This window comes from Pseudoalteromonas sp. NS-SX12 (genome assembly GCF_057367955.1).
On the sequence record NZ_CM170634.1, the window covers coordinates 2,122,257 to 2,144,085 of the forward strand.

General features: G+C 40.7%; 17 protein-coding genes and 4 tRNA genes. 8 read left to right on the forward strand and 13 right to left on the reverse strand.

The features are described 5' to 3' along the window. Positions 1-9: 9 nt before the first annotated feature. The 7 genes from rsxB to AC2IOM_RS09875 all read right to left on the reverse strand — a co-directional run bounded on the left by rsxB (position 10) and on the right by AC2IOM_RS09875 (position 3,846). Entirely contained in the window at positions 10-564 is a 555-nt protein-coding gene (gene rsxB / locus AC2IOM_RS09845; RefSeq protein ID WP_486358248.1) for an electron transport complex subunit RsxB, read from the reverse strand. Continuing rightward, entirely contained in the window at positions 565-1,146 is a 582-nt protein-coding gene (gene rsxA, locus AC2IOM_RS09850; protein ID WP_010559829.1) for an electron transport complex subunit RsxA, read from the reverse strand. Between the two features lie 192 nt (positions 1,147-1,338). Beyond that, positions 1,339-3,270, reverse strand: coding sequence for an EAL domain-containing protein (locus tag AC2IOM_RS09855; RefSeq protein ID WP_486358249.1), 1,932 nt, complete (start codon positions 3,268-3,270; stop codon positions 1,339-1,341). A 198-nt stretch (positions 3,271-3,468) separates the two neighbouring features. Then, a tRNA-Asn gene (locus AC2IOM_RS09860) sits at positions 3,469-3,545 on the reverse strand. A gap of 22 nt (positions 3,546-3,567) precedes the next feature. Next, positions 3,568-3,644, reverse strand: a tRNA-Asn gene (locus tag AC2IOM_RS09865). Positions 3,645-3,672: 28 nt separating this feature from the next. After that, a tRNA-Asn gene (locus AC2IOM_RS09870) sits at positions 3,673-3,749 on the reverse strand. Between the two features lie 20 nt (positions 3,750-3,769). Continuing rightward, positions 3,770-3,846, reverse strand: a tRNA-Asn gene (locus AC2IOM_RS09875). A gap of 1,394 nt (positions 3,847-5,240) precedes the next feature. Between AC2IOM_RS09875 and AC2IOM_RS09880 the strand changes: the two genes are divergently transcribed. The 3 genes from AC2IOM_RS09880 to AC2IOM_RS09890 are packed head-to-tail and all read left to right on the forward strand — an operon-like array spanning position 5,241 to position 9,563. Beyond that, complete coding sequence (locus tag AC2IOM_RS09880; RefSeq protein ID WP_486358250.1) at positions 5,241-6,623, forward strand: MATE family efflux transporter; 1,383 nt, start codon at positions 5,241-5,243, stop codon at positions 6,621-6,623. 8 nt (positions 6,624-6,631) lie between these two features. Then, positions 6,632-8,647 (forward strand): excinuclease ABC subunit UvrB, encoded by a 2,016-nt coding sequence (uvrB, locus tag AC2IOM_RS09885; RefSeq protein ID WP_010559832.1) that lies wholly within the window; start codon positions 6,632-6,634, stop codon positions 8,645-8,647. Continuing rightward, the gene (locus AC2IOM_RS09890; protein ID WP_100913637.1) at positions 8,640-9,563 is read left to right on the forward strand and encodes a class I SAM-dependent methyltransferase; all 924 of its coding nucleotides are present in this window, start codon (positions 8,640-8,642) and stop codon (positions 9,561-9,563) included. The genes uvrB and AC2IOM_RS09890 overlap by 8 nt, the downstream gene beginning before the upstream one ends. 56 nt (positions 9,564-9,619) lie before the next feature. Here AC2IOM_RS09890 and AC2IOM_RS09895 read toward each other — a convergent pair whose 3' ends face one another. The 3 genes from AC2IOM_RS09895 to AC2IOM_RS09905 all read right to left on the reverse strand — a co-directional run bounded on the left by AC2IOM_RS09895 (position 9,620) and on the right by AC2IOM_RS09905 (position 12,658). After that, positions 9,620-9,862, reverse strand: coding sequence for a hypothetical protein (locus AC2IOM_RS09895; protein ID WP_054980438.1), 243 nt, complete (start codon positions 9,860-9,862; stop codon positions 9,620-9,622). Between the two features lie 79 nt (positions 9,863-9,941). After that, positions 9,942-11,291 (reverse strand): sigma-54-dependent transcriptional regulator, encoded by a 1,350-nt coding sequence (locus AC2IOM_RS09900; protein ID WP_486358251.1) that lies wholly within the window; start codon positions 11,289-11,291, stop codon positions 9,942-9,944. Next, complete coding sequence (locus AC2IOM_RS09905) at positions 11,291-12,658, reverse strand: ATP-binding protein (protein ID WP_486358252.1); 1,368 nt, start codon at positions 12,656-12,658, stop codon at positions 11,291-11,293. The genes AC2IOM_RS09900 and AC2IOM_RS09905 overlap by 1 nt, the downstream gene beginning before the upstream one ends. Before the next feature lie 346 nt (positions 12,659-13,004). Here AC2IOM_RS09905 and AC2IOM_RS09910 point away from each other — a divergent pair, with 346 nt between their 5' ends. From AC2IOM_RS09910 to AC2IOM_RS09920, 3 genes are all read left to right on the forward strand, one after another. Further along, the gene (locus tag AC2IOM_RS09910; protein ID WP_486358253.1) at positions 13,005-13,541 is read left to right on the forward strand and encodes a hypothetical protein; all 537 of its coding nucleotides are present in this window, start codon (positions 13,005-13,007) and stop codon (positions 13,539-13,541) included. Positions 13,542-13,796: 255 nt separating this feature from the next. Then, complete coding sequence (locus AC2IOM_RS09915; RefSeq protein ID WP_232732165.1) at positions 13,797-14,132, forward strand: PadR family transcriptional regulator; 336 nt, start codon at positions 13,797-13,799, stop codon at positions 14,130-14,132. After that, entirely contained in the window at positions 14,125-14,799 is a 675-nt protein-coding gene (locus tag AC2IOM_RS09920; RefSeq protein WP_486358254.1) for a hypothetical protein, read from the forward strand. The genes AC2IOM_RS09915 and AC2IOM_RS09920 overlap by 8 nt, the downstream gene beginning before the upstream one ends. 67 nt (positions 14,800-14,866) lie before the next feature. Here AC2IOM_RS09920 and recR read toward each other — a convergent pair whose 3' ends face one another. Continuing rightward, positions 14,867-15,469 carry a recombination mediator RecR gene (gene recR, locus AC2IOM_RS09925; protein ID WP_138628901.1) on the reverse strand — a complete coding sequence of 201 codons (603 nt, stop codon included), beginning with the start codon at positions 15,467-15,469 and terminating at the stop codon, positions 14,867-14,869. A 58-nt stretch (positions 15,470-15,527) separates the two neighbouring features. Beyond that, positions 15,528-16,733 carry a hypothetical protein gene (locus tag AC2IOM_RS09930; protein WP_486358255.1) on the reverse strand — a complete coding sequence of 402 codons (1,206 nt, stop codon included), beginning with the start codon at positions 16,731-16,733 and terminating at the stop codon, positions 15,528-15,530. A 193-nt stretch (positions 16,734-16,926) separates the two neighbouring features. Here AC2IOM_RS09930 and htpG point away from each other — a divergent pair, with 193 nt between their 5' ends. Next, positions 16,927-18,837 (forward strand): molecular chaperone HtpG, encoded by a 1,911-nt coding sequence (gene htpG / locus AC2IOM_RS09935; protein ID WP_010559842.1) that lies wholly within the window; start codon positions 16,927-16,929, stop codon positions 18,835-18,837. Positions 18,838-18,901: 64 nt separating this feature from the next. On the opposite strand, the gene AC2IOM_RS09940 is transcribed toward htpG, so the two are convergent. Further along, positions 18,902-20,590 (reverse strand): carbon starvation CstA family protein, encoded by a 1,689-nt coding sequence (locus AC2IOM_RS09940; RefSeq protein ID WP_394227866.1) that lies wholly within the window; start codon positions 20,588-20,590, stop codon positions 18,902-18,904. 567 nt (positions 20,591-21,157) lie between these two features. On the opposite strand from AC2IOM_RS09940, the gene adk reads away from it, so the two are divergent. Next, entirely contained in the window at positions 21,158-21,802 is a 645-nt protein-coding gene (adk, locus tag AC2IOM_RS09945) for an adenylate kinase (RefSeq protein WP_010559844.1), read from the forward strand. Positions 21,803-21,829: the final 27 nt, after the last annotated feature.

Consider the following 21,829-nt stretch of genomic DNA (forward strand, 5'->3'; position numbering starts at 1 on the left):
CAACAACCTCTAATCGATATTTGTTACTGGAATGGCTTGTAAGTCCCATTTCCAGTTTTTACTTGTGGTTTTAACTGGCAGCATGTCGATGCAGTCTACCGGACAAGGTTCAACGCACAGATCGCACCCTGTACATTCGTCAATTAATACCGTGTGCATTTGGCGTGTTGCGCCGACAATGGCATCAACAGGACATGCTTGAATGCATTTAGTACAGCCAATACATTCATCTTCTCGAATGTAGGCAACCGTTTTAATCGGTTCTTTTTCTTCGCCGCCAGCAAGCGGTTTGGCTTCAACTCCCATTAAATCCGCGAGCTTTTGTACCGTAGCTTCGCCCCCTGGTGGGCACTTGTTAACGTCATCACCATTAGCAATGGCTTCCGCATAAGGGCGACAGCCAGGGTAGCCACACTGACCGCATTGCGTTTGCGGTAATATTTCATCGATTTGTTCGACGATAGGGTTGCCTTCAATTTTATAGCGAATTGCTGCAAAGCCAAGAATTGCGCCAAATAACAGCGCTAAACCGCCTAAGGCGAGTAGGGCGTAGAATAAAGTCATTTACAGTTTTACCAGTCCGGTGAAGCCAAGAAATGCCAACGACATTAAACCGGCTGTGATCATGGCGATAGACGCGCCTTTAAATGGGGCTGGTACGTCTGCTGCTGCTAAGCGTTCACGCATTGCGGCAAATAAAACAAGTACCAATGAAAAACCGACTGCGGCGCCAAAGCCGTAAATTGCCGATTGTAAAAATGAGTGTTGCTCACGGGTGTTTAATAATGCTACGCCAAGTACTGCACAGTTGGTGGTGATTAACGGTAAGAATATACCCAGTAAGCGATACAGTGTCGGGCTGGTTTTACGTACCACCATTTCGGTAAATTGCACAACAACTGCGATTACTAAAATAAAGCTCATAGTGCGCAGAAAAGTGAGCTCGAGCGGTATAAGAATATATTGATTTACGAGGTAACTGGTGACTGATGCCAAAGTGAGTACAAAAGTGGTCGCAAGAGACATACCAATTGCGGTATCCAGCTTGCCAGACACACCCATAAACGGGCACAGTCCTAAAAATTGTACCAAAACAAAGTTGTTTACTAATACTGTGGCAATGAGTAACAGTAGGTATTCGGTCATTGAAATCTTATATGCGCTACATTTGACGCTTATTATCCAAATTTTCGGATTAAAGCTCAACTGATTCCGCTAAACAAATCTCATTCAGTTTCAATTGTTAAAGTAGTGTGGGGGAGTTTAGTGTGAAATTTAAACAAAAGGTAATTGTGGCGTTAAAAAGGGGCGATAAAGCCCCTTTTTAAATGGTGTAAATTAAATCTCTTTCGGCTTTTCGATGTAATAGCCTTGTGCACCATCTAAACACAGTTGTTCAATAATGTGTTTTTCTTCTTGGCTTTCGACCCCTTCGGCAAGTACAGTAACGCCAATGCGGTGGGCCAAATCAACCATTAAACGCATAAAGTACTGGTTGTTTTTATCTTCTTCTAAACCGCGCGTGTAGGTTGCATCCATTTTGATAAAATCAGGTTTTAAATCGCGGAAAAACTTAAATGAGGTTAAGCCAACACCAAAACGTTCAACGGTAATACGCGCACCTACACGGTGGATCATATCAATAAAGCGTTTTGATGCTTTTACATTTTGCTGTAAACCGAATTCACTCACTTCAAAAATTAATTTAGCAGCAATGGCATTATCTTTTAGTAAGCGACGTTCAAGCCAAATCGAAAACTGCTCGTCGTGAGCGCTTTTAGCCGATACGTTTACACCGAAAAACTGGTCGTTTAAGTTACGCGTTTTAATTGCATTAATTGCTTCTTCGATAACAAGGCGGTCCACATGTGCGTGTTGATTGAGCTTTTCACTCATTGCTAAGAACGAAGAGGTCGGCAAAATGTGTTCGTCAGACGTTTTAAAACGCGCGAATATCTCAGAGTAGGCCTTAGCACTACGACTTGTTGGCATAATGGTTTGGATCATTAGCTGAATGCGATTGTTGTTTAATACATCATCAATCACTTGACGCCAATTTTGATTACCAAAACTTGCTGAAACGTTATCAATAATGTCGCTTTCTTTTTGAATATGGTAGCCATTTGTAGTTTTACTTTGCGCAAGGCTAAGAGCAGTATCTACTTGCGCCAATAGTGGGCTAAGTGGCTTGCCCGTTTCAAAAGACACAATACCGGTATTTGCGACACTGGTAAGTTCAACGTGTTGTTGAAATTCAGTGAATTTACTTTGCAGTACTTCGCCAAGTTTTTCTGCTTCTTTAATTGGTACGTTGATTAACAGTACTGCGAAGTCTGAACTATTTAAGCGATAACTGGTGCTGCCAGAGTAAGTGCCAATAGCTTGGGTGATGAGATCTGACACATCTTTAATGTATTCATCGCCTTGCTGATAACCGCGCGTTTGGTTTATTAAGTTCAATTCCGTACAGCGAATAACGGCAAGGGTACCGAAACACGGTTTATCGGCGTTTTCAATTTGGTGTTCGTAGTGCTCAATAAATAAATTACGGTTGCCTAGCCCTGTCACTGTGTCTTTATATGCTTCACGTTTAATATCAAGGGCAGAGGATTCAATGTCTTTTTGCTTGCGCTTTAAAAAGCCATTTAAGCGAACAATGCTAGGAAAAATATTGCTCACTGCGTTATCAGCAAGCGATGAGTCGAGTTTGCCATCTTTACTGTCATTCTCAATGTACTTATCGACCATATTTGAAATGGCATCGCCCATACGATTTGACGCTTGCATTAATGTCAGCTTTAAGGTGATAAAAGGCACAAGGGTGAGCACTAAAATGATCAAAAATAAAATCAAAAACGCATTTTGTACGATTTCAGCGGTTTGTTGTAGGCGTAGCGTAAACTCGATTTTTAGACCTAAATCGCTTCCCGCGCCATGTTGAGAGCGAATAAACGGTTTGTAACTTTGTAAGTGTTTTACTAAAAAGGGCAGGTAGTTTAAGTTGCCTTGATTGCTGAAAATAGTTTCATTTTCTTTGTCTTTAATAACTAATTTATCAAGGTTGTACTGTAATTTTATGTTCTTTGCGAATGCTTCGATATCTTGCTCAGTTGTTATTTGAGCCAGTTCAAGATCGATTGCTCTTTGCACTTTTAATTGTTGCGAGTTTGCATATTGATGCAACGCTGAATTAAGCATATATCCAGTAAGTGCTGTTGCTAGCAAGCAAAAAAATACTTGGATTGTAATAAAGCGAGTTAATCCTGCCATGGTTTTTTCTTATCTCACGCTGTATTAATCGGTAGATTGTATTAAATGAAATAGGGGACAACGATAGATCAGCATACTTGTCAGTTATGCAAGACCAAGACTCTGTCACTAATACAAAAAATCACTTATGAAATGGTAAGTTATATTCTAAGAAAAGTCTAATAAAGGTAATAAAATGTTATATAGAAAGGTAAGTGTTGGCTCCCCCTCCCCGACTCGAACGGGGGACCTGCGGATTAACAGTCCGTCGCTCTAACCAACTGAGCTAAGGGGGAACAACAATAGGGCAGTGTGCTTTGGCTCCCCCTCCCCGACTCGAACGGGGGACCTGCGGATTAACAGTCCGTCGCTCTAACCAACTGAGCTAAGGGGGAACAAGCATACTTAAAGTAGATTAACGATTGGCTCCCCCTCCCCGACTCGAACGGGGGACCTGCGGATTAACAGTCCGTCGCTCTAACCAACTGAGCTAAGGGGGAATCGTTAAATGCTAAGAACTTGGCTCCCCCTCCCCGACTCGAACGGGGGACCTGCGGATTAACAGTCCGTCGCTCTAACCAACTGAGCTAAGGGGGAATGGCGTTGTTCTCAACGGGGCGAAATATTAATGACAGCATGGGGAAGTGTCAACAACTATTAATTAAGAAAGTTAAAAAAGTGGTTTGAATGCATATTTGTTGTGCAACTTGCTAGTTTTTTAACTGCTTTCGTGTGTTATTTGTTCATTAGCGTTTTAAAAATGATGGAAATTACATATTAAAATGAAGTATCTAAAGTTAAAAATTAGACACTCGCCACCTTGCCATTCATTTTTTTGCCTTAAAATTATGCTTACAGATTATATAAACACTGAACTTGGTTTTTACTTTTAACACTTTTAAGTAATTAACGATTGTCAGTAAATATTTAAATGCTATTTATTACTGAGTCGAATTCACAATAGAGCGCAGACTTAAGTTCATATACTTCTAATTGTGCTTTTAGATTTAAATGCTAAAGCGGGCATTTATGAATACTTTGTGACTTATTTGCTTCACTGAACTGACAGATTAATGCAAAACAGTGGTGATACATCTCAAACTCGAGTTTATAAAAAAGCTAAAAGGCGCTAATACTCATCACAATTAGGATTAAGCCCAGAACAATTAAACTAGTGAAAACGTGTAATGCTAAAAAGCAATACGCTATGCCTAGTTTAACGATAAGTGTGATTGGCAACTTATAACGTATGTGTTTCTCTTATCAGACACTTATAAAAAGACATACTCGGTTGTAAATCACCTTATACTTATTTAAGAGCTAAGAGCTAAGAGCTAAGAGCTAAGAGCTAAGAGCTAAGAGCTAAGAGCTAAGAGCTAAGAGCTAAGAGCTAAGAGCAAATAAAACGCGCAATTGGTTCTAATAATAAGTATTTTAATTTACCTAACGATTAATGAATTAATCACTAGTGAAAAAGTATCAATATTTTTCTTGGCAATTTTTTTGATACTGATATTAGCGCACTCTATGACATATTTATTTTTGTAATCGCTGATTAATAAAGGGCTACATTTAGTTATCCACTAAATCTGTGGATAACTCTGTTTATGAATCTTTGAGAACATAACCAAGCCCTTTATTTATCGGTTGTAAGAGAAATGCAATAGTTTTCAAATAAAAAATATTTACCAATAAATTCAATGCTTTAATTTATTTGATGGTTTTTGGTTGAAAATTGTTCGAAATGTAATCTCGGTATATTTATTGCGCAAGTTGTTGTGTAAAAACTAGTCGGAGCAGTGGTTGTTAGCTGTTACTAACTGAGTATCTATCGGAATATCAGTGTGTTTATATAAATCAAATGTAAATGTAAAATTCTTTTGGTTTACTTTTTGTTTACATTGGCTGGGCGGGTTTGTAAAAAGTTAATTTGCGATGGTATCAACGCGCTCATTTCATTAGAATGTTGCGGTGCTTATATAAGGGTCCTCATGCAACAGTCTAAATCGCAATCAGCAAATAGCGCCGCATCGCTTCTCGAAGCGCCGATTGAAAAAACACTTGTTAAAATGACCGTGCCAATGATTTTCGGCATGATCACCTTAATGTTGTTTAATATTGTCGATACTTTTTTTGTCAGTATGTTGGGCACAGAACAACTTGCTGCAATTAGTTTTACCTTTCCGGTTACATTTACGGTTATCAGCCTTGCAATAGGCCTCAGTATCGCCACATCGGCAATAATTGCTAAAGCACTTGGTGCAAATAATCACGCTGAAGCGCGTTTCGATGGTGCAGTCGCATTAATCGTGTCTGCATTGTTAGTTGTGGTGACGTCATTTATTGGCTATTTACTGATCACACCGATTTTTACATTACTTGGCGCGACACCAGAACTGCTGGTTTATATTCGTGATTATATGACGGTTTGGTTTATCGGCAGCGCGCTACTTATTACCCCAATGATCGGTAACGCCGTTTTGCGTGCCAGTGGCGATACTAAAACACCCAGCATTATTATGGGCGGGGCGGGGGTGATAAACGCAATCTTGGACCCTATTTTAATTTTTGGCTTTGGACCCGTGCCTGCCATGGGCATTAAAGGTGCTGCGATTGCGAGTGTTATTGCCTGGTCATTTGGTGTTGCCTTTATTCTTTATCTGCTGATTATTAAGCGCAAACTTGTGGCCTGGGAAAAGTGCCAGCAAAGTGTAATGACTGCAACGGTAAAAATGCTAAAAATTGGCGTACCAGCAGCCAGTGCAAATATGCTAACGCCGATAGCAATGGCAATTATGACTGCGATTGTCGCAAGCTATGGCGCGCATGCGGTGGCGGCATTTGGTGTGGGAAGTCGTATCGAATCAATCGCCAGTATTGTGGTGTTAGCACTTTCTATGACACTACCACCTTTTATTAGCCAAAACTTCGGTGCAAATCGTTACGACCGTGTTGAGGCAGCTTATATGGCGAGCCTGAAGTTTGTACTTATATGGCAGTTCGTTATTTACCTAGTGCTTATCGCGTTAAGTGGTGTGATAAGCCATATATTTGCTGAAGAGCAAAGTGTTATCGATGTGATAAAACTGTTTATCTACATTTTACCGTTAGGCTACGGTTTGCAGGGTATTATAATTTTAACTAATTCATCATTAAACGCATTACACAAGCCAATGCACGCGCTGGTACTTAGTATTGTACGTTTATTTGTGTTTTATTTGCCATTTGCCTATGCCGGTAGTTTAATCGGCGACTTACAAGGGCTATTTATTGGTGCGTTAGTGGGTAACTTATTCACTGCATGTGTTTCATACACATGGTTTAAAAAGCAGTTAACCAAATGCCATAATAGTATTGTGCCACACACTGTTTAGAGGGAAATATGAGTAAAGAAAATGTTTCAGATTTCAAATTGGTATCGCCCTTTAAACCCAATGGCGATCAACCCACTGCCATCGCGCAACTAGTTGATGGACTCGAAGCAGGATTGGCCCACCAAACCTTACTGGGTGCTACCGGTACAGGTAAAACCTTTACCATGGCGAATGTTATTGCAGAGCTAAATCGCCCGACCATTATTTTGGCGCATAACAAAACCCTAGCTGCTCAGCTATACGGTGAGATGAAAGAATTCTTTCCTGAGAATGCCGTGGAGTACTTTGTTTCTTACTACGACTATTACCAGCCAGAAGCCTATGTAGTTGCGAGCGATACCTTTATTGAGAAAGATGCTTCAATAAACGACCACATCGAACAAATGCGTTTATCTGCGACCAAAGCGTTGCTTGAACGACAAGACGTTATTATTGTTGCATCAGTTTCGGCTATTTACGGTTTGGGCGACCCTGACTCTTATTTAAAGATGATGTTACTGATAAAACAAGGTGACACCATAGATCAGCGTGACTTACTGCGTCGACTTGCTGAACTGCAATACACCCGCAATGACATTGATTTTCAACGTGGTACCTATCGTGTGCGCGGTGAAGTAATTGATATTTTCCCTGCTGAATCTGAAACCATGGCTATTCGCGTTGAAATGTTTGACGATGAAGTGGACCGCTTAAGCATTTTTGATCCACTTACAGGCGCGGTAGAAAGGCATATTATTCGCGCCACAATTTACCCGAAAACCCACTATGTGACGCCACGTGAGAAAATTCTTGCTGCCATTGATAACATTAAAGAAGAGTTGAAAATTCGTCGTAAACAGTTACTTGATAATAACCGTTTAGTTGAAGAGCAGCGCGTTGCACAGCGCACCCAATACGATATTGAAATGATGAGCGAGCTGGGATATTGCTCGGGCATTGAAAACTACTCGCGTTATTTATCGGGTAGAGCACCTGGCGAGCCGCCACCGACATTGCTTGATTACTTGCCAGATGAAGCCTTAATGATTATTGATGAATCACATGTAACTGTATCGCAAGTAGGCGCAATGTATCGTGGCGATCGCAGTCGTAAAGAAAACCTTGTGGAATATGGCTTTCGTTTACCATCGGCACTCGATAATCGTCCGTTAAAGTTTGAAGAATTCGAAGCGATTTCGCCGCAAACGATTTATGTCTCGGCAACGCCTGGAGATTATGAATTAGAACGCTCCAATAACGAAGTGGCTGAGCAGGTTATTCGTCCAACTGGCCTATTAGATCCTGAACTTGAAATTCGCCCAGTCGGAACGCAAGTGGATGATTTATTGTCTGAAATTTATAAACGTGTTGAACTAAACGAGCGAGTATTAGTTACCACATTAACCAAGCGCATGGCTGAGGATTTGTCTGATTATTTAAATGATCACGATGTAAAAGTGCGTTACCTTCACTCTGATATTGATACCGTTGAACGTGTTGAAATCATTCGTGATTTACGTGCTGGCGTATTTGATGTACTGGTCGGAATTAACTTGCTTCGTGAAGGGTTAGATATGCCAGAAGTGTCTTTGGTGGCGATTTTAGATGCTGACAAGGAAGGTTTCTTGCGTTCAACCCGATCGCTTATCCAGACCATCGGCCGTGCTGCCCGTCATATTAACGGCCGCGCAATTCTATATGCTGATCGCATAACAGATTCAATGAAGCGCGCAATTGACGAAACCGAACGTAGACGCAGTATTCAGCACCAATACAACTTAGATAACGGCATTACGCCACAAGCCTTGAATAAGAAAATCACCGACATTATGGACGTGGGTGAGCAAGTTGATGATGCGCCGAAAGCAAGCAAGAGAACGGTTAGTAAAGCGACCGCTGAAATTTTATCAGCCGATGAAATTAACAAGAAAATCAAACAGCTTGAATCTGAAATGTTGGCGTTTGCCCGAGACCTTGAATTTGAAAAGGCAGCAAGCGTACGTGATCAAATTCAACAATTACATCAAGAATTAATAAATGCCTAATATCGATTTAACCAATTTACTAAGCGCTATTGCCAAAGGCGCACCGTTTAACGATGAAGTGTGCCGTGTTTATCATGGTCGTGGTGATAGCCAAGGTGAAACTAATTTCATCAATTTAGATTGGTACCCGCCGTATTTATTTCTTGCGTGCTACAACGCAATTGATGAAACAACGCAAAACGCACTAACAGAAGCCGTTTGGCAAGCACAGCAAGCAGCCGGATTTAACGCAAAAGGGCTTGTGTTTCAGTATCGTGCCGGACGTGATACGCAAGTGTCTGTGCCGTTTGGTGAGGTGCAAGACCGATTCGAAGTTGCAGAGCTTGGTGCCAAATATTGGGTACAACTAACCAAAACGCAAAATACGGGTATTTTTCCTGATATGCGTGAGGGCAGGGCGTTTGTTAAAAATAATAGTCACGATGCAAAAGTACTTAACTTATTTTCATATACCTGTGCGTTCTCGGTTGTCGCTAAATTAGGTGGCGCTCAACAAGTTATTAATATGGATATGAATAAATCAGTGTTGCGTACGGGGGCTGATAATCATCGACTAAATAACGTGGCGGAAAATATTAGTTATTTACCTCACGATATTTTGAAGTCATTTGGTAAATTAAAAAAGGCCGCGCCGTTTGATTTAATTGTGGTTGATCCGCCGAGTTTTCAAAAAGGCAGTTTCGTACTAACCAAAGATTATCAAAAAATCTTACGACGTTTGCCGGATTTATGCCACAGCAATACGCAGTTATTGTTATGTGCTAACAGCCCTGATGTATCAGAAAACCTGTTTATCGAGATGATAAGTGATGCCACCGAAGGGCGACTGAGCTTTGTTGAAAGACTACCAGCAGCTCCGCGTTTTGAAGAGCCAGAAGGTGCAAATTTAAAGGCGCTAGTTTATCGCTTAGCGTAAAATAAGTAGCCGATGCAAAACAAAAAAAGCGCTAAGTAAAACACTTAGCGCTTTTTTTATAACTTATTGATTTCTTTTGCTACTTGGTAGCCATCGTCCGTTACAATTTTTTCGAGTACTTGAACACGTTCAGTTAGCTTGGTGATTTGTTGTTTTAAATCTTCTGTTTGTGCATCACTTGCTTGATTGTGTTTTAACGTCTTCTCTTTAAATTTAATGTGCTTGTTGTACATATCTGCCAATACGCCAAAACCTACTGAGACAAATACGATCATTACAATCATCGTTGTGCCACTCATTGTCGCTCCTAACCTTCGAGTAAATGTGGCTTTAGCTTAATGCAAAAACATACACAATGTGAAATTTAATGATAAGCGGTCAAATTTGGTGTTTTTCGAGTCGATATAAAAAGGCTTTGTAACTTAGCCCTAATAATTTTGCGGCTGCAGTTTTATTATTTTCACAGCGTTTAAGCGACTGTAATAAAATATCGCGTTCAAACTGATGCCAATCTATTCCCTCACTTGGCAAAATATATTGATCGCCTTGCTGGAGTTGCCCGTTTTCGCGTGTAAGGCTCTCTAATAGTTCGTCTTCATCGCCAAGTAGGGCGTAACGCTCAATGCAATTTGACAGCTGCCTAACATTACCAGGCCACGGGTAGCTTAATAGCTGTTTTAGTGTGTGCGCACTTAATGGTTCAATATTTCCACCATATTGTTGGCTAAATTTGTCTTTAAAGTAATGAATAAGCTTGCCGATGTCTTCACTTCGCTCACGTAGCGCTGGCATATGAATAGGCACAACGTTTAAGCGATAATACAAATCTTCACGAAACAAGCCTTCTTCAACTTGCGCTAACAATTGTTTGTGGCTTGCTGCAATCACACGCACATCAAGCGCTACTTCATGGTGACAGCCTAGTGGGGTGATCACCCCTTCTTGTAAAAAGCGCAGTAGTTTAGTTTGTAATTGCGGGCTAAGCTCCGCTACTTCATCTAAAAATAACGTACCACCGTCGGCCGCGGCAAATTTGCCGAGTTTATCTTGATTAGCACCGGTAAAAGCCCCTTTTTTGGCGCCAAATAATTCAGCTTCGGCAATGGATTCAGGAATTGCGCCACAGTTAATCGCAATAAATGGGCTATTTTTGCGCGGTGAAATTTTATGAAGTGCACGGGCTGCAAGCTCTTTTCCGGTTCCGCTTTCACCACTAATTAAAACGGTTGCGTTAGTGGATGCCACTTTTTCAATACGCTGAAATACCTTTTGCATACATGAAGCGCTACCAATCAAATCGACCATGCTGTCTTGCTGGCTCAGTTGACTATTAAGTGTTTGGTTGGTTAAACGTAACTGATTGGCTTTATTTGCTTTGGCGAGTGCCAGTAATAGCTCTTGGCGCTGAAATGGCTTTGCTAAATAGTCATCCGCGCCTTTTTCTATGGCAAGGGCTGCATGATCAATTGAGCCATAGGCGGTGGCAATAACAATACCCACAGGAAAGTTGTTTTTTCGCGTAAACTCTAATAATTCAAGCCCGCTTAATTGGCCCAGTTTCCAATCACTAAAAATTAAGCTAATGCGATTATCTGCTTTAAGTGCCACAATCGCTTCTTCCACGCTAAATGTCGCTGTGACGGTAAACCCCTCAGCACTTAGCATTGCAGCGATTAACTCATTTTGAGCAGTATCGTCCTCAACCAATAGAATATGTACGTTATCCATTAAACTTCTCTTTTAAACATTGCGCGAAAGTGACTACCATTTTGACTGGTGTTAACAAGTTGAATATCGCCCGCGTAATACAAATTGATAATCTGTTTAGCGAGGTAAAGGCCGATGCCGGCACCATCTGGCTTGTCGCTTACATGAGGTTGGAATAATTGCGCTTGAATAGCTGAATTTACACCTTTACCTTTATCATTAATTTCAACGTGTACCGTGTTTTCATGTGTATTCACATCAATATCAATAGCGTTGTTTTCGCCGCCTGATTCAATACCGTTGACGATAAGCGTATGTAAAATACTGCGAACTTCCGTTTCGAGGCCAACGAGTTTAATACTGTTATCGCAATTGATGTTAATGGGTATATTTTCTGATAATAGTTCGAGCTTTATATCCGTTAGTACGGCAGCAAGCGGTACCTCAGTGCTTCTGTCGACTTTATCTTTGGAGAGGGTTAGAAGTGCATTAATATTTTTATCAATATGCTCGATTTTAGTATGCGCAATTTGTTCTAGCTTAGTGCGCTCTGTTTCGGGTGCTTTAAAATATTGGTCTATGGTTAAGTTTAGGGTGTGAACTGGGTTACGAAGTGCATGGGCAATACCGCGACTTAATTCACCAAGCTGCGCTAGGTGTTTTTTCTGTTCTAATTGGTGCTGTACTTTGGCGAATTCGGCTAGTTTGCTGCTCATTGAATTAAACTGCTGTGCACAACGCTTAAGTTCGGTTACACCTTTTGCAGGAATTTGAATACCGAGTTTATCGTTATCTAACTCATCCATCGCTTGCACTAGCTGATTAATTGGCCGCGTGATTTTGTTGGTAAGCCAAAGCGCCAGTAGCAATGCAAGAGCAGAGGAAATAGCGATACTCCAAAGAATTGATTGCGTAAAGCGTTCAAAGCTCGCACTGTCGGTAAGGTATTCGGTACTAATTTGACGATGTACTTGCATATTGTCTAAGTCGTCTACCGCCATAAACACCGCTTCAATCTGCTCTGCATTCTGACTAATAATTTCAATACTGCGTTCGTTATCTTTATCAATTACCACATGGCGTTTTACAACCGTGGTACTGTTTTCGTGCGCGTTAGATGCTGCATGAGCATCGCTATCGGATTCTGCAGCGATATGAAATTCAAATTTCATATCGCTGTTATCCCCACTTTTAGGGGCAATTTCAATTAGCTTTTTACGAACCTTATCTTTGGTCGAGGCTAATATTTTTTCTGTTAATACTTCACTTTTACTTAAGATTTCACTTTCGATTTGCTGCTTAAAATACATAGTGAGTGCCGTTTGAATTAATGCGACGCTGGCAAACAACACAACTAAAGTAATAATTAACAGTTTTCTGATACTCAAAGAGGGCTTCCTTTTTTATCGAATGTAAATAACACGTGGTCATATCTTAATTCAAACTTTGTACCAGATTATCAGCTAATGCCTAAATTAAGAATAACTATACAACACATTGAAAGTTATATAGTTACTACTCAAATGTAATTAAGCATTTAAAAACTACTCACCGCTTTTGTGCTGTAAATCCTGATATCAGGATATGCGACCCGCATATAGGTAAACTCAATTTCGTTAAAATTATCAAAAAATAGCAAAAATCATTTTAAATCAGGCGATTATGCTTTTGGCATGATAATTCCTTAGCAACAAACAGAGTTAACAACAAAACCAATTAAACAAGGAATTAACCATGTTACTTAAAAAAACACGTTTTTTACCATTAGCGGCATTAGCACTTGCATGTACTACAGCGATGGCGGGTGATACAGAGAAAAAAGTAAAAGTTATTGAATACAAAACCGATATTGAACTGATAAGTGATGGGGCAACAACGCCTATTAAGATACAGTTCGATGGCAAGCCGAGTGAGCAGCAAATTGAAGATGCAGTTGCGGGTTTACCATCTGAAAAACAAGAAAAGGTGCGAGAGTTATTACGTAACCTTGAGGTTGAACATGATGAAGGATTGAAGGTATTTGCATTTAAAAGTGGTGAGGGCGATATTGAAAAGCATATCGAAATACACGCCGATGAAGCTTGGTCGTCACAAAGCGGTAGCAATGTATTTGTTTTGAGTGACGGTGAAAAGCAGGCTCAAGTATTTAAGTTTAAATTCGAAGGCGATGAGTCGGATGGACCTTTTCATGCGTTAAAACACCTTTTGAACACGGCCGACTTAACGCCAACGCAAATTGTTGAGTTGCAAAATATACTAAGTCAAAAATAACAAAATATACATTAAGCGAAGCCAAGCTGTTATAACCAGGTTTGGCTTTATTACTTGCGTCCACTTTTCTCTAAATCATTGAATCTGTAAATTCTATTAAACCTCAACTCAGGTTAATTTGGTGCACAAACTACTTTTAATGCGGGTTATCTTATCTCACGCTTTATTCGTATATTAATACTACATTGTAGAATTAATTGGACGGGTTGAATTATTTATTCTACATTGTGATAAAAATAATATATCTAAATAGCAATGAAAGAGAAGTTTTTAGGTGAGTTTGAACAAATGGTGATGCTTGCCATTTTAAAACTCAATGACAATGCATACGGGGTGTCTATTCGCGACATGCTAGTTGAAGCAATTGATCGCGATGTGAGCGTAGGGGCCTTGTATACCACTTTGGAACGCCTTGAAAAAAAAGGTTTGTTAACAAGTTCGCAAGGGGAAGCAATTGCTGAACGAGGTGGTAGAGCAAAGAAGTTTTATGCTGTAACCGGTCAAGGAAAGCAGGCGCTTAATCGTGCTAAAAATGCACTTGATACCTTATGGCAAGGTGTGCAGTTAAGTAAGTTAGCACGTTATGCATAGTTCATCTCCGCTTAAAAACAAACACGAAATGGTGCTAGCTAATAAACTGCTGAGCTGGTGCTTACCTGCGTCAATACGCGATGCGGTAATTGGCGATTTAGAAGAAACGTATTATTTAAAACAACAACAAGGCCTCGCGCCGATTGCGATTCAATATTGGTATTGGCAGCAGACGTTTAATCTAGCCTACCGTTTTATGCCAACAACTCAAAGAGGGTTAATCATGTTTATTTTAAGTCTAATTGTGTTTATGTCGATGATGGTATTTGGCATGGTTATGGGTTCGGATGTAACCGCGTTTATTGATGTGCCATCTGCAATGTTGGTGTTTCCTCCAGCTATCTTTTTTGCTATTGCTGCTACGTCTTGGCAAGAGTTTACCTTTGCATTCGGTTGCGTGGTAAGTGATGAAAGAAGCTTTAGTGAGCGAGAACTTGTGCAATCAAAGCGTGTTTTTTCGGTATTAGGAAATTCTGCGTTGTGGTGTGGCGGCATTACGACCTTGATTGGTTGGGTAGCAATGGCATCAAATATTAGTGCACAAGAGTTTAGCAGTGTAATTGGCCCTGCATTTGCGGTATCAATTTTGACGTTTTACTACGGTGCCATTGTTAAACTGATTTGTTATGTTGCAGCGCAACGTATTGAATCTAAGTTACTAAACTAAAATTTTACGCCAAAGTTAAAACAAAAAAGCCCGCATTGCGGGCTTTTTTGTGTTTATTTTGTTAAGATTAATTGACTTTCTTTCTGCCTGAAAACGCATGGGAGAGTGTCATACCGTCTACTAAATCAAGTTCACCACCAACCGGCACGCCATGGGCAATACGTGATGCACTAATGTTATTTTTAGCACACATATCGGCAATATAATGCGCCGTTGTCTCACCTTCTACCGTTGGGTTTGTCGCTAAGATAACTTCTTCAATGGTGCCCGACTTTAATTGTTGCTCAAATACATCCAGACCAAGTTCCATTGGTCCGATACCGTCAAGTGGCGATAAGTGACCCATTAATACAAAATAACGGCCTTGAAATTGCCCCGTTTGCTCAATCGCTAGAATATCCGTTGGTGATTCAACGACACATAACAGACCGGAATCTTGGCGTTTTGTACTTAAGCAAATATCACATTGTTCAGTTTCGCAAAACGTTCGGCAAGTTTTACAATGGCCGACGTTTTCCATTGCAAACGTTAAACTTTGACCTAATTGACGACCGCCATCGCGATCATGTTCTAATAGGTGAAATGCAATACGTTGCGCTGATTTTGGGCCGATGCCAGGCAAGCAGCGCAAGGCTTCAACAAGTTGGCTTACGCCTGATGTTAATTTCATAAGGAGTTTGAGTTTTCCAATTTTGCTATAACATACACTAAGTTACTAAATGAGCCAATTATTCAAAGCTGAGATTACTTGGCTTTGCTAATAACTGTGTATTGTGTGCGATAGGCTCGTAGGTATATTCAATGTGTGGATTACGTAGCCAAAGCTTACCTTTACTAATAAGTAAGGTACCAAACGACACTATGGTGGCTTCATCTGTAATGGGTAGTGTTACCTCAACGTCGCGCCAGTCTCTTGTTCCACCGCTACTTGTATAACGTAAGTTATCAAATGCTAGGGAATTATTGTCTTTGTCCTCGATGCGCATCCAAATACTTGCCATTGACTTTACAAATTGGTGTTTGATTTGTGCGCGAAACGTTATTCCGGTGACGTTTTCTTTTTTGGCACGAGGCGTATCGAAGTTAAATCGTTTTAACAGCACACCAAAGTAAGGGTTATCAATTACACTTTCGAGCAATAGGGTGTCGCCATCATTTCGTGCTTGGTATTCGCCATTGAGTTCGTCACTGATCTTCCAGGTTGATAGATCAATAGATTGAGGCCCTAGGGTAAATTCACCAAATGGCGTTGTGTTGTATCCAACAATATTTAAATATTTTGTGCGTTCTTTGCTTGGGGCATCATCTTTTGGCCTAACATAACCAAAAGGGGTACTCGTATCTTTTGCATCATTTGGTGCTTCGCTAATTTCAAATTTATCGAACCACACTTGCCCCGAGCCTTGAAGTACACCAGAGTATAATAATGCCGATATGTCGGTCGTAATATCTGCAACTACTGAAAAACGTTGCCATTCAAGGTCGCTGTTAGTGCCAATAAATTTCGCTTCAGCGCGACGAGTAATGCTGTCTTCATTATCAATTAAATAAAGTCGCAGTAAGGCTTCACCATCTAAATTACTGGCTTTCACGTAACCTGATAACTCAATTCTTTGATTTTCATACGGCTTTGCATCGATCGTTTGTCTTATGGTTGCAGTACCCTCTTTACTAGGCAGTTTATTAATTAGAAATACGCTTGATTTACCATCAACTTTTTCCTTGTTTGATAGCCCATAGCGGTAATTGTTAAATGGATAAGCAAAAAAATACCAATCGTTGAGCGCAGGTTTTTCTTCCAGCGATAAAATTTGATGACTTGAGAGAAAATCAAAGTGATTTAATTGCACATTGCGATTATGGATCGCTGAATAAACGAAGGCTGTGCAACAAATAATTAGTATAAAAATCAGAGTACGAATTGCGATTGTCATTGTTGTTATTAACTCAATACAGCTTAGTCGGTGATTGTATCGTTTACGGGGAATATTTAAAACAAGCGTCAATCTGATTGCGCTTAATTTCGGCAACTATTTCGGATTTGAACGTTTGCTCTTGAAATCTCGAAACTCAACCTTATATCAAATTGCAATATAGCAAAAACCTAAGATTTTGACGGAGTTTTCAATGTCTGCCCAAAAAGAAACATTTGGTTTTCAAACCGAAGTAAAGCAACTTCTACAGCTTATGATCCACTCTCTTTATTCAAATAAAGAGATTTTTCTACGTGAACTTGTTTCAAACGCATCCGACGCAGCAGATAAACTGCGTTTTCTCGCACTAGAGAATAACGACCTTTACGAAGGTAATGGCGAGTTACGCGTTCGTATTAGCGCTGATAAAGATGCAAACACCGTAACTATCTCAGATAACGGTATTGGTATGAGTCGCGAAGAAGTGATTAGTTCACTGGGTACTATTGCTAAATCAGGTACCGCTGAATTTTTCCAAAATTTAACCGGTGACCAAGCGCGTGATTCACAGCTGATTGGTCAATTTGGTGTGGGTTTCTATTCAGCGTTTATTGTTGCTGACAGTGTGACAGTGCGCACGCGTAAAGCGGGTGAAGCGCAAGCAACTGAATGGCATTCACAAGGTGAAGGCGAATACACACTAGCGGATATCGAAAAAGCCGAGCGTGGTACTGAAATTATTCTGCACTTACGTGACGATGAAAAAGAATTTTTAGAAGAGTTCCGTTTACGTTCAATCGTAACTAAATACTCAGATCACGTATCAATTCCAGTGGAAATGTATCAAGCGCCAACGGAAGAGTCAGAAGGTCCTGATGGCGAGAAAATTCCAGCAACCCCAGGTGAGTGGCAAGCAATTAACAAAGCAACAGCGCTTTGGACACGTGATAAATCAGAAATTTCTGATGAAGAATACAAAGAATTCTATAAGCACGTTGGTCACGATTGGGAAGAGCCACTAACATGGGCTCACAATAAAGTAGAAGGTAAAACAGAGTACACAAGCCTACTTTATATTCCTAAAAAAGCGCCATTTGATATGTGGAATCGCGAACGTCAACACGGTTTAAAACTGTATGTGCAACGCGTATTCATTATGGATGATGCTGAGCAGTTTATGCCTAACTACTTACGCTTTGTTAAAGGCTTACTAGATTCAAATGACCTTCCACTTAATGTGTCGCGTGAAATTTTACAAGATAACAAAGTAACGCAAGCAATTCGTAAAGGCTGTACATCGCGTGTGCTTAAGATGCTTGATCGCATGGGTAAAAACAAGCCAGAAGAATACCAAACATTCTGGAATGAGTTTGGCCAAGTGATTAAAGAAGGTCCAGCTGAAGATATGGCGAACAAAGAAGCCATTGCTAAGTTACTACGCTTTGCTTCTACAGATTCAGACCTTGAAACACAAAATGTATCGCTTGAACAATACATTGCACGCATGAAAGAAGGTCAAGATAAGATTTATTATGTTGTGGCTGATAGCTTCCAAGCAGCGAAAAGTTCTCCACACCTTGAGATCTTCCGTAAGAAAGGCATTGAAGTGTTATTACTTTCAGATCGTGTTGATGAATGGATGATGAGCCACCTGACGGAATTTGACGGTAAACAGCTTGCATCAATTACTCGTGGTGATTTAGATCTTGGTGATTTGGATGATGAAGAGAGCAAAAAAGAGCAAGAAGCGTCTGAAAAAGAAGTAGAAGGCTTAATTGAGCGTGTTAAAACAGCGCTGGGTGATAAAGTGAAAGAAGTACGCTTTACTCACCGTTTAACAGACTCGCCAGCCTGTGTGGTTGCCGATGAACACGACATGAGCTCGCAAATGCAAAAGCTAATGGAGCAAATTGGTCAACAAGCACCTGAAACTAAGCCAGTGTTTGAGTTAAACCCAGAGCATCAACTTGTTAAGCACTTAAATGATGTGCAAGATGAAGACAACTTTGCACAATGGGCTGATGTACTGCTTGACCAAGCATTACTTGCAGAGCGTGGCAGCTTGAAAGACCCTGCAGGCTTTGTATCTCGCTTAAACAAACTAATGTTAGATTTAAGCAAGTAACCAATCTGGTTAAAAGAAAAGGGCGCTTAGCGCCCTTTTTTATTGTAAGTGTTTAATCTTTAAGTTAGTCATTTTCTTCGGTCGTTGGCGCTAACTGCTGCTTTTGCGCTTTGATTACTGTCCACGCTTCGAGCATTACTAAAACACACACGACTAACACAATAATATCTAAGGTAACTAATAACCAATTACCCGCACTGTAGTATTCTTGCAGTTTAAGTATGCCGGCGAAAAATGCCATCACTAGCACAAATAGCATGGGCACTAACGTGTAACGAGCAGGTCGCCCCATCTTTATTAACATCACAGAAATAACTAACAGTGTTAAACTGGCAAGGATTTGGTTAGTTGAGCCGAATAATGGCCAAATGATCATGCCGCCCGAACCAGACGAACCGCCTGCACCAAACGCTAAAAGTAAACAACACGCAACGGCAATAAGTGTAGCAATAATGCCATTTCTAAATGCGCTGATCTGATATATCTCGCCCCATTCTTGAATAATATAGCGCTGTAAGCGAACACCTGAATCCATTGTTGTTCCAGCAAACAATACAACCATTACAGCAAGTAAGGTAGACGCAAGTTCAGATGGAATACCCCAACCTTGGAAGATTAGGTTTGAGCCACCTTGAATAAATGCGCCGACACTGCCAGCACCGAGATGACTATATACTTCGTGCCACTCCTGCGGGCTCATTGCGAGTGTTACACCACTGACAGCAACTATGGTAATAAGGGCAAGCGAACCTTCACCAACCGCACCTAAATAACCAACGAACCGTGCATCGGTATCTTTATCTAATTGTTTAGAACTGGTGCCGCTTGACACAATACCGTGGAAACCCGATACCGCACCACAGGCAATCGTAACGAATAATAGTGGGATAATACTGGGCGTAGACTCTGCAACTTCGCTATTAAAAGCAGGTGCGGTAATGTCAGGCATAAACATAAATACGGCGCCGTAAAGTAACACTAACCCCACCAATAATTGAACACCATTAATAAAGTCACGAGGTTGTAGCAGCACCCACACAGGTAATAATGACGCAACCGCAGCATAAATAAATAGAATGATTATCCAGTTAGCTTTGTCACTTAACCCGAACATTTCTTTTGGCAGTGCCAATGGCATTTCGCTACCTGCATACACGGTTAAGTAAAGCGCCACTACTCCTAACAAACACAAAAACACTAAGTTAAAGTTGCGGCGAATTAACTGACCAATAATTAAGGCAAACACAATCGCAGCCCACGCTGGTAATACTGCTGTTGGTTGGCTAACAAATGAGTTGGCAATCACCACGCCAAATACCGCATTAACCATTAACAGCACTAAAAATACCACTATCATAAATAAAGCGCGGGTGCGTTTACCGATAACTTCTTCTGATAGTGCGCCAATTGATTTACCTTTGTGGCGACTGCTCGCCCAAAGTGCGCCCATATCGTGAACACCAGCAAAGAAAATAGTCCCGAGTACTACCCAAATAACAGCGGGTACCCAGCCCCAATAAACCGCAATGGCAGGACCAACAATCGGTGCAGCGCCAGCAACAGAGGTAAAGTGGTGACCCCAAAGTACCACTTTTTTGGTTGGTACAAAGTCAACGCCATCATTAATTTGATGAGCAGGGGTAATGTACTTGTCATCCATTTGGAAAATGCGACTTGCAATAAACTTAGAATAGACAAACCAGCCAAACAGCATGCCGATAATGCCGAGCAATACAATAACGACAGATTGCATAGGTGTTCCTTATAATTGATTGTTATTTAAACCAGCTTAAAGCAGCATGTTGTAAAAGCAAGTGTTTGGCCTGAGACTTTGGCATAACACGGCGCTATTTATTTCGCTTTGACTTAAGCTTCTTTATATCTTTAGCTTGATTATTAGGGCCTGTTGACCTTTGCTGTTCTATTTTTGTTCTTTTTGAGCGTGCTTTTATCGCGGCGCTCGATGTGTGGCCTAGCAATCTAAGCGAATATCGAGCAACAATGAGAAAAGTGCGCTCAAAAGAACCGTTCGGCAGCGCTTGATTGGCTTTTCTACTGTGTTATCTGCTGACTCACATAGAATAACTATGCCACGCAGCCTCTGCCTTGTATAAAACCCAATCAAACTGCTGCAAAAACGAACTTGAAAGGTCAACAGACCCTAAACAAAGCTCGCCAGCCCTTAAGCAAAAATACGCGAAATAATGGCTTTGCAGTTACTTGGTTAAACAAAGGTTAAACTTTTGGCTAATCACTATTGAGAATCAACTGCCACTGTGAAAGAATTCCCCCAATTAAAAAAACATCTTGAGGAAAAGTCATGCGCATTATTCTTTTAGGAGCGCCAGGTGCAGGTAAAGGTACGCAAGCACAATTTTTAATGGATAAGTACGGTATCCCACAAATTTCGACAGGCGATATGTTACGCGCTGCGATTAAAGAGGGTACACCACTTGGTCTTGAAGCTAAAAAAGTAATGGATGCAGGCCAGCTTGTTTCTGATGAAATTATCATTGGCCTAGTAAAAGAGCGTGTTGCTAAAGCTGACTGTGAAAACGGTTTCCTATTAGATGGTTTCCCACGCACAATTCCTCAAGCAGATGCAATGAAAGAAAACGGCATTACAGTTGATCACTGTATTGAGTTTGATGTTGCAGATGAAATCATTGTTGAACGTATGGGCGGCCGTCGTGTACACCCAGGTTCTGGTCGTGTTTATCACGTTGTTTACAACCCACCTAAAACAGAGGGTAAAGACGACGTAACAGGCGAAGACTTAATTATTCGTGATGACGACGTAGAAGAAACAGTACGTAAGCGTTTAGCAATTTACCACGAACAAACTAAGCCGTTAGTTGATTACTACCGTGCTGAAGCAGACGCAGGTAACACGCAGTACCACAAATTAGATGGTACACAAGCAGTTGAAGCAGTAAGTGCACAACTTGCAGATTTACTGGGCTAATACCCAATAAATAAAAAACCGCCATCT

What these genes read in the sequence shown, in the direction of transcription:
- rsxB (WP_486358248.1), bottom strand. Translation starts at nt 564, where the DNA reads ATGACTTTATTCTACGCCCTACTCGCCTTAGGCGGTTTAGCGCTGTTA.
- rsxA (WP_010559829.1), bottom strand. Translation starts at nt 1,146, where the DNA reads ATGACCGAATACCTACTGTTACTCATTGCCACAGTATTAGTAAACAAC.
- AC2IOM_RS09855 (WP_486358249.1), bottom strand. Translation starts at nt 3,270, where the DNA reads ATGGCAGGATTAACTCGCTTTATTACAATCCAAGTATTTTTTTGCTTG.
- AC2IOM_RS09880 (WP_486358250.1), top strand. Translation starts at nt 5,241, where the DNA reads ATGCAACAGTCTAAATCGCAATCAGCAAATAGCGCCGCATCGCTTCTC.
- uvrB (WP_010559832.1), top strand. Translation starts at nt 6,632, where the DNA reads ATGAGTAAAGAAAATGTTTCAGATTTCAAATTGGTATCGCCCTTTAAA.
- AC2IOM_RS09890 (WP_100913637.1), top strand. Translation starts at nt 8,640, where the DNA reads ATGCCTAATATCGATTTAACCAATTTACTAAGCGCTATTGCCAAAGGC.
- AC2IOM_RS09895 (WP_054980438.1), bottom strand. Translation starts at nt 9,862, where the DNA reads ATGAGTGGCACAACGATGATTGTAATGATCGTATTTGTCTCAGTAGGT.
- AC2IOM_RS09900 (WP_486358251.1), bottom strand. Translation starts at nt 11,291, where the DNA reads ATGGATAACGTACATATTCTATTGGTTGAGGACGATACTGCTCAAAAT.
- AC2IOM_RS09910 (WP_486358253.1), top strand. Translation starts at nt 13,005, where the DNA reads ATGTTACTTAAAAAAACACGTTTTTTACCATTAGCGGCATTAGCACTT.
- AC2IOM_RS09915 (WP_232732165.1), top strand. Translation starts at nt 13,797, where the DNA reads ATGAAAGAGAAGTTTTTAGGTGAGTTTGAACAAATGGTGATGCTTGCC.
- AC2IOM_RS09920 (WP_486358254.1), top strand. Translation starts at nt 14,125, where the DNA reads ATGCATAGTTCATCTCCGCTTAAAAACAAACACGAAATGGTGCTAGCT.
- recR (WP_138628901.1), bottom strand. Translation starts at nt 15,469, where the DNA reads ATGAAATTAACATCAGGCGTAAGCCAACTTGTTGAAGCCTTGCGCTGC.
- AC2IOM_RS09930 (WP_486358255.1), bottom strand. Translation starts at nt 16,733, where the DNA reads ATGACAATCGCAATTCGTACTCTGATTTTTATACTAATTATTTGTTGC.
- htpG (WP_010559842.1), top strand. Translation starts at nt 16,927, where the DNA reads ATGTCTGCCCAAAAAGAAACATTTGGTTTTCAAACCGAAGTAAAGCAA.
- AC2IOM_RS09940 (WP_394227866.1), bottom strand. Translation starts at nt 20,590, where the DNA reads ATGCAATCTGTCGTTATTGTATTGCTCGGCATTATCGGCATGCTGTTT.
- adk (WP_010559844.1), top strand. Translation starts at nt 21,158, where the DNA reads ATGCGCATTATTCTTTTAGGAGCGCCAGGTGCAGGTAAAGGTACGCAA.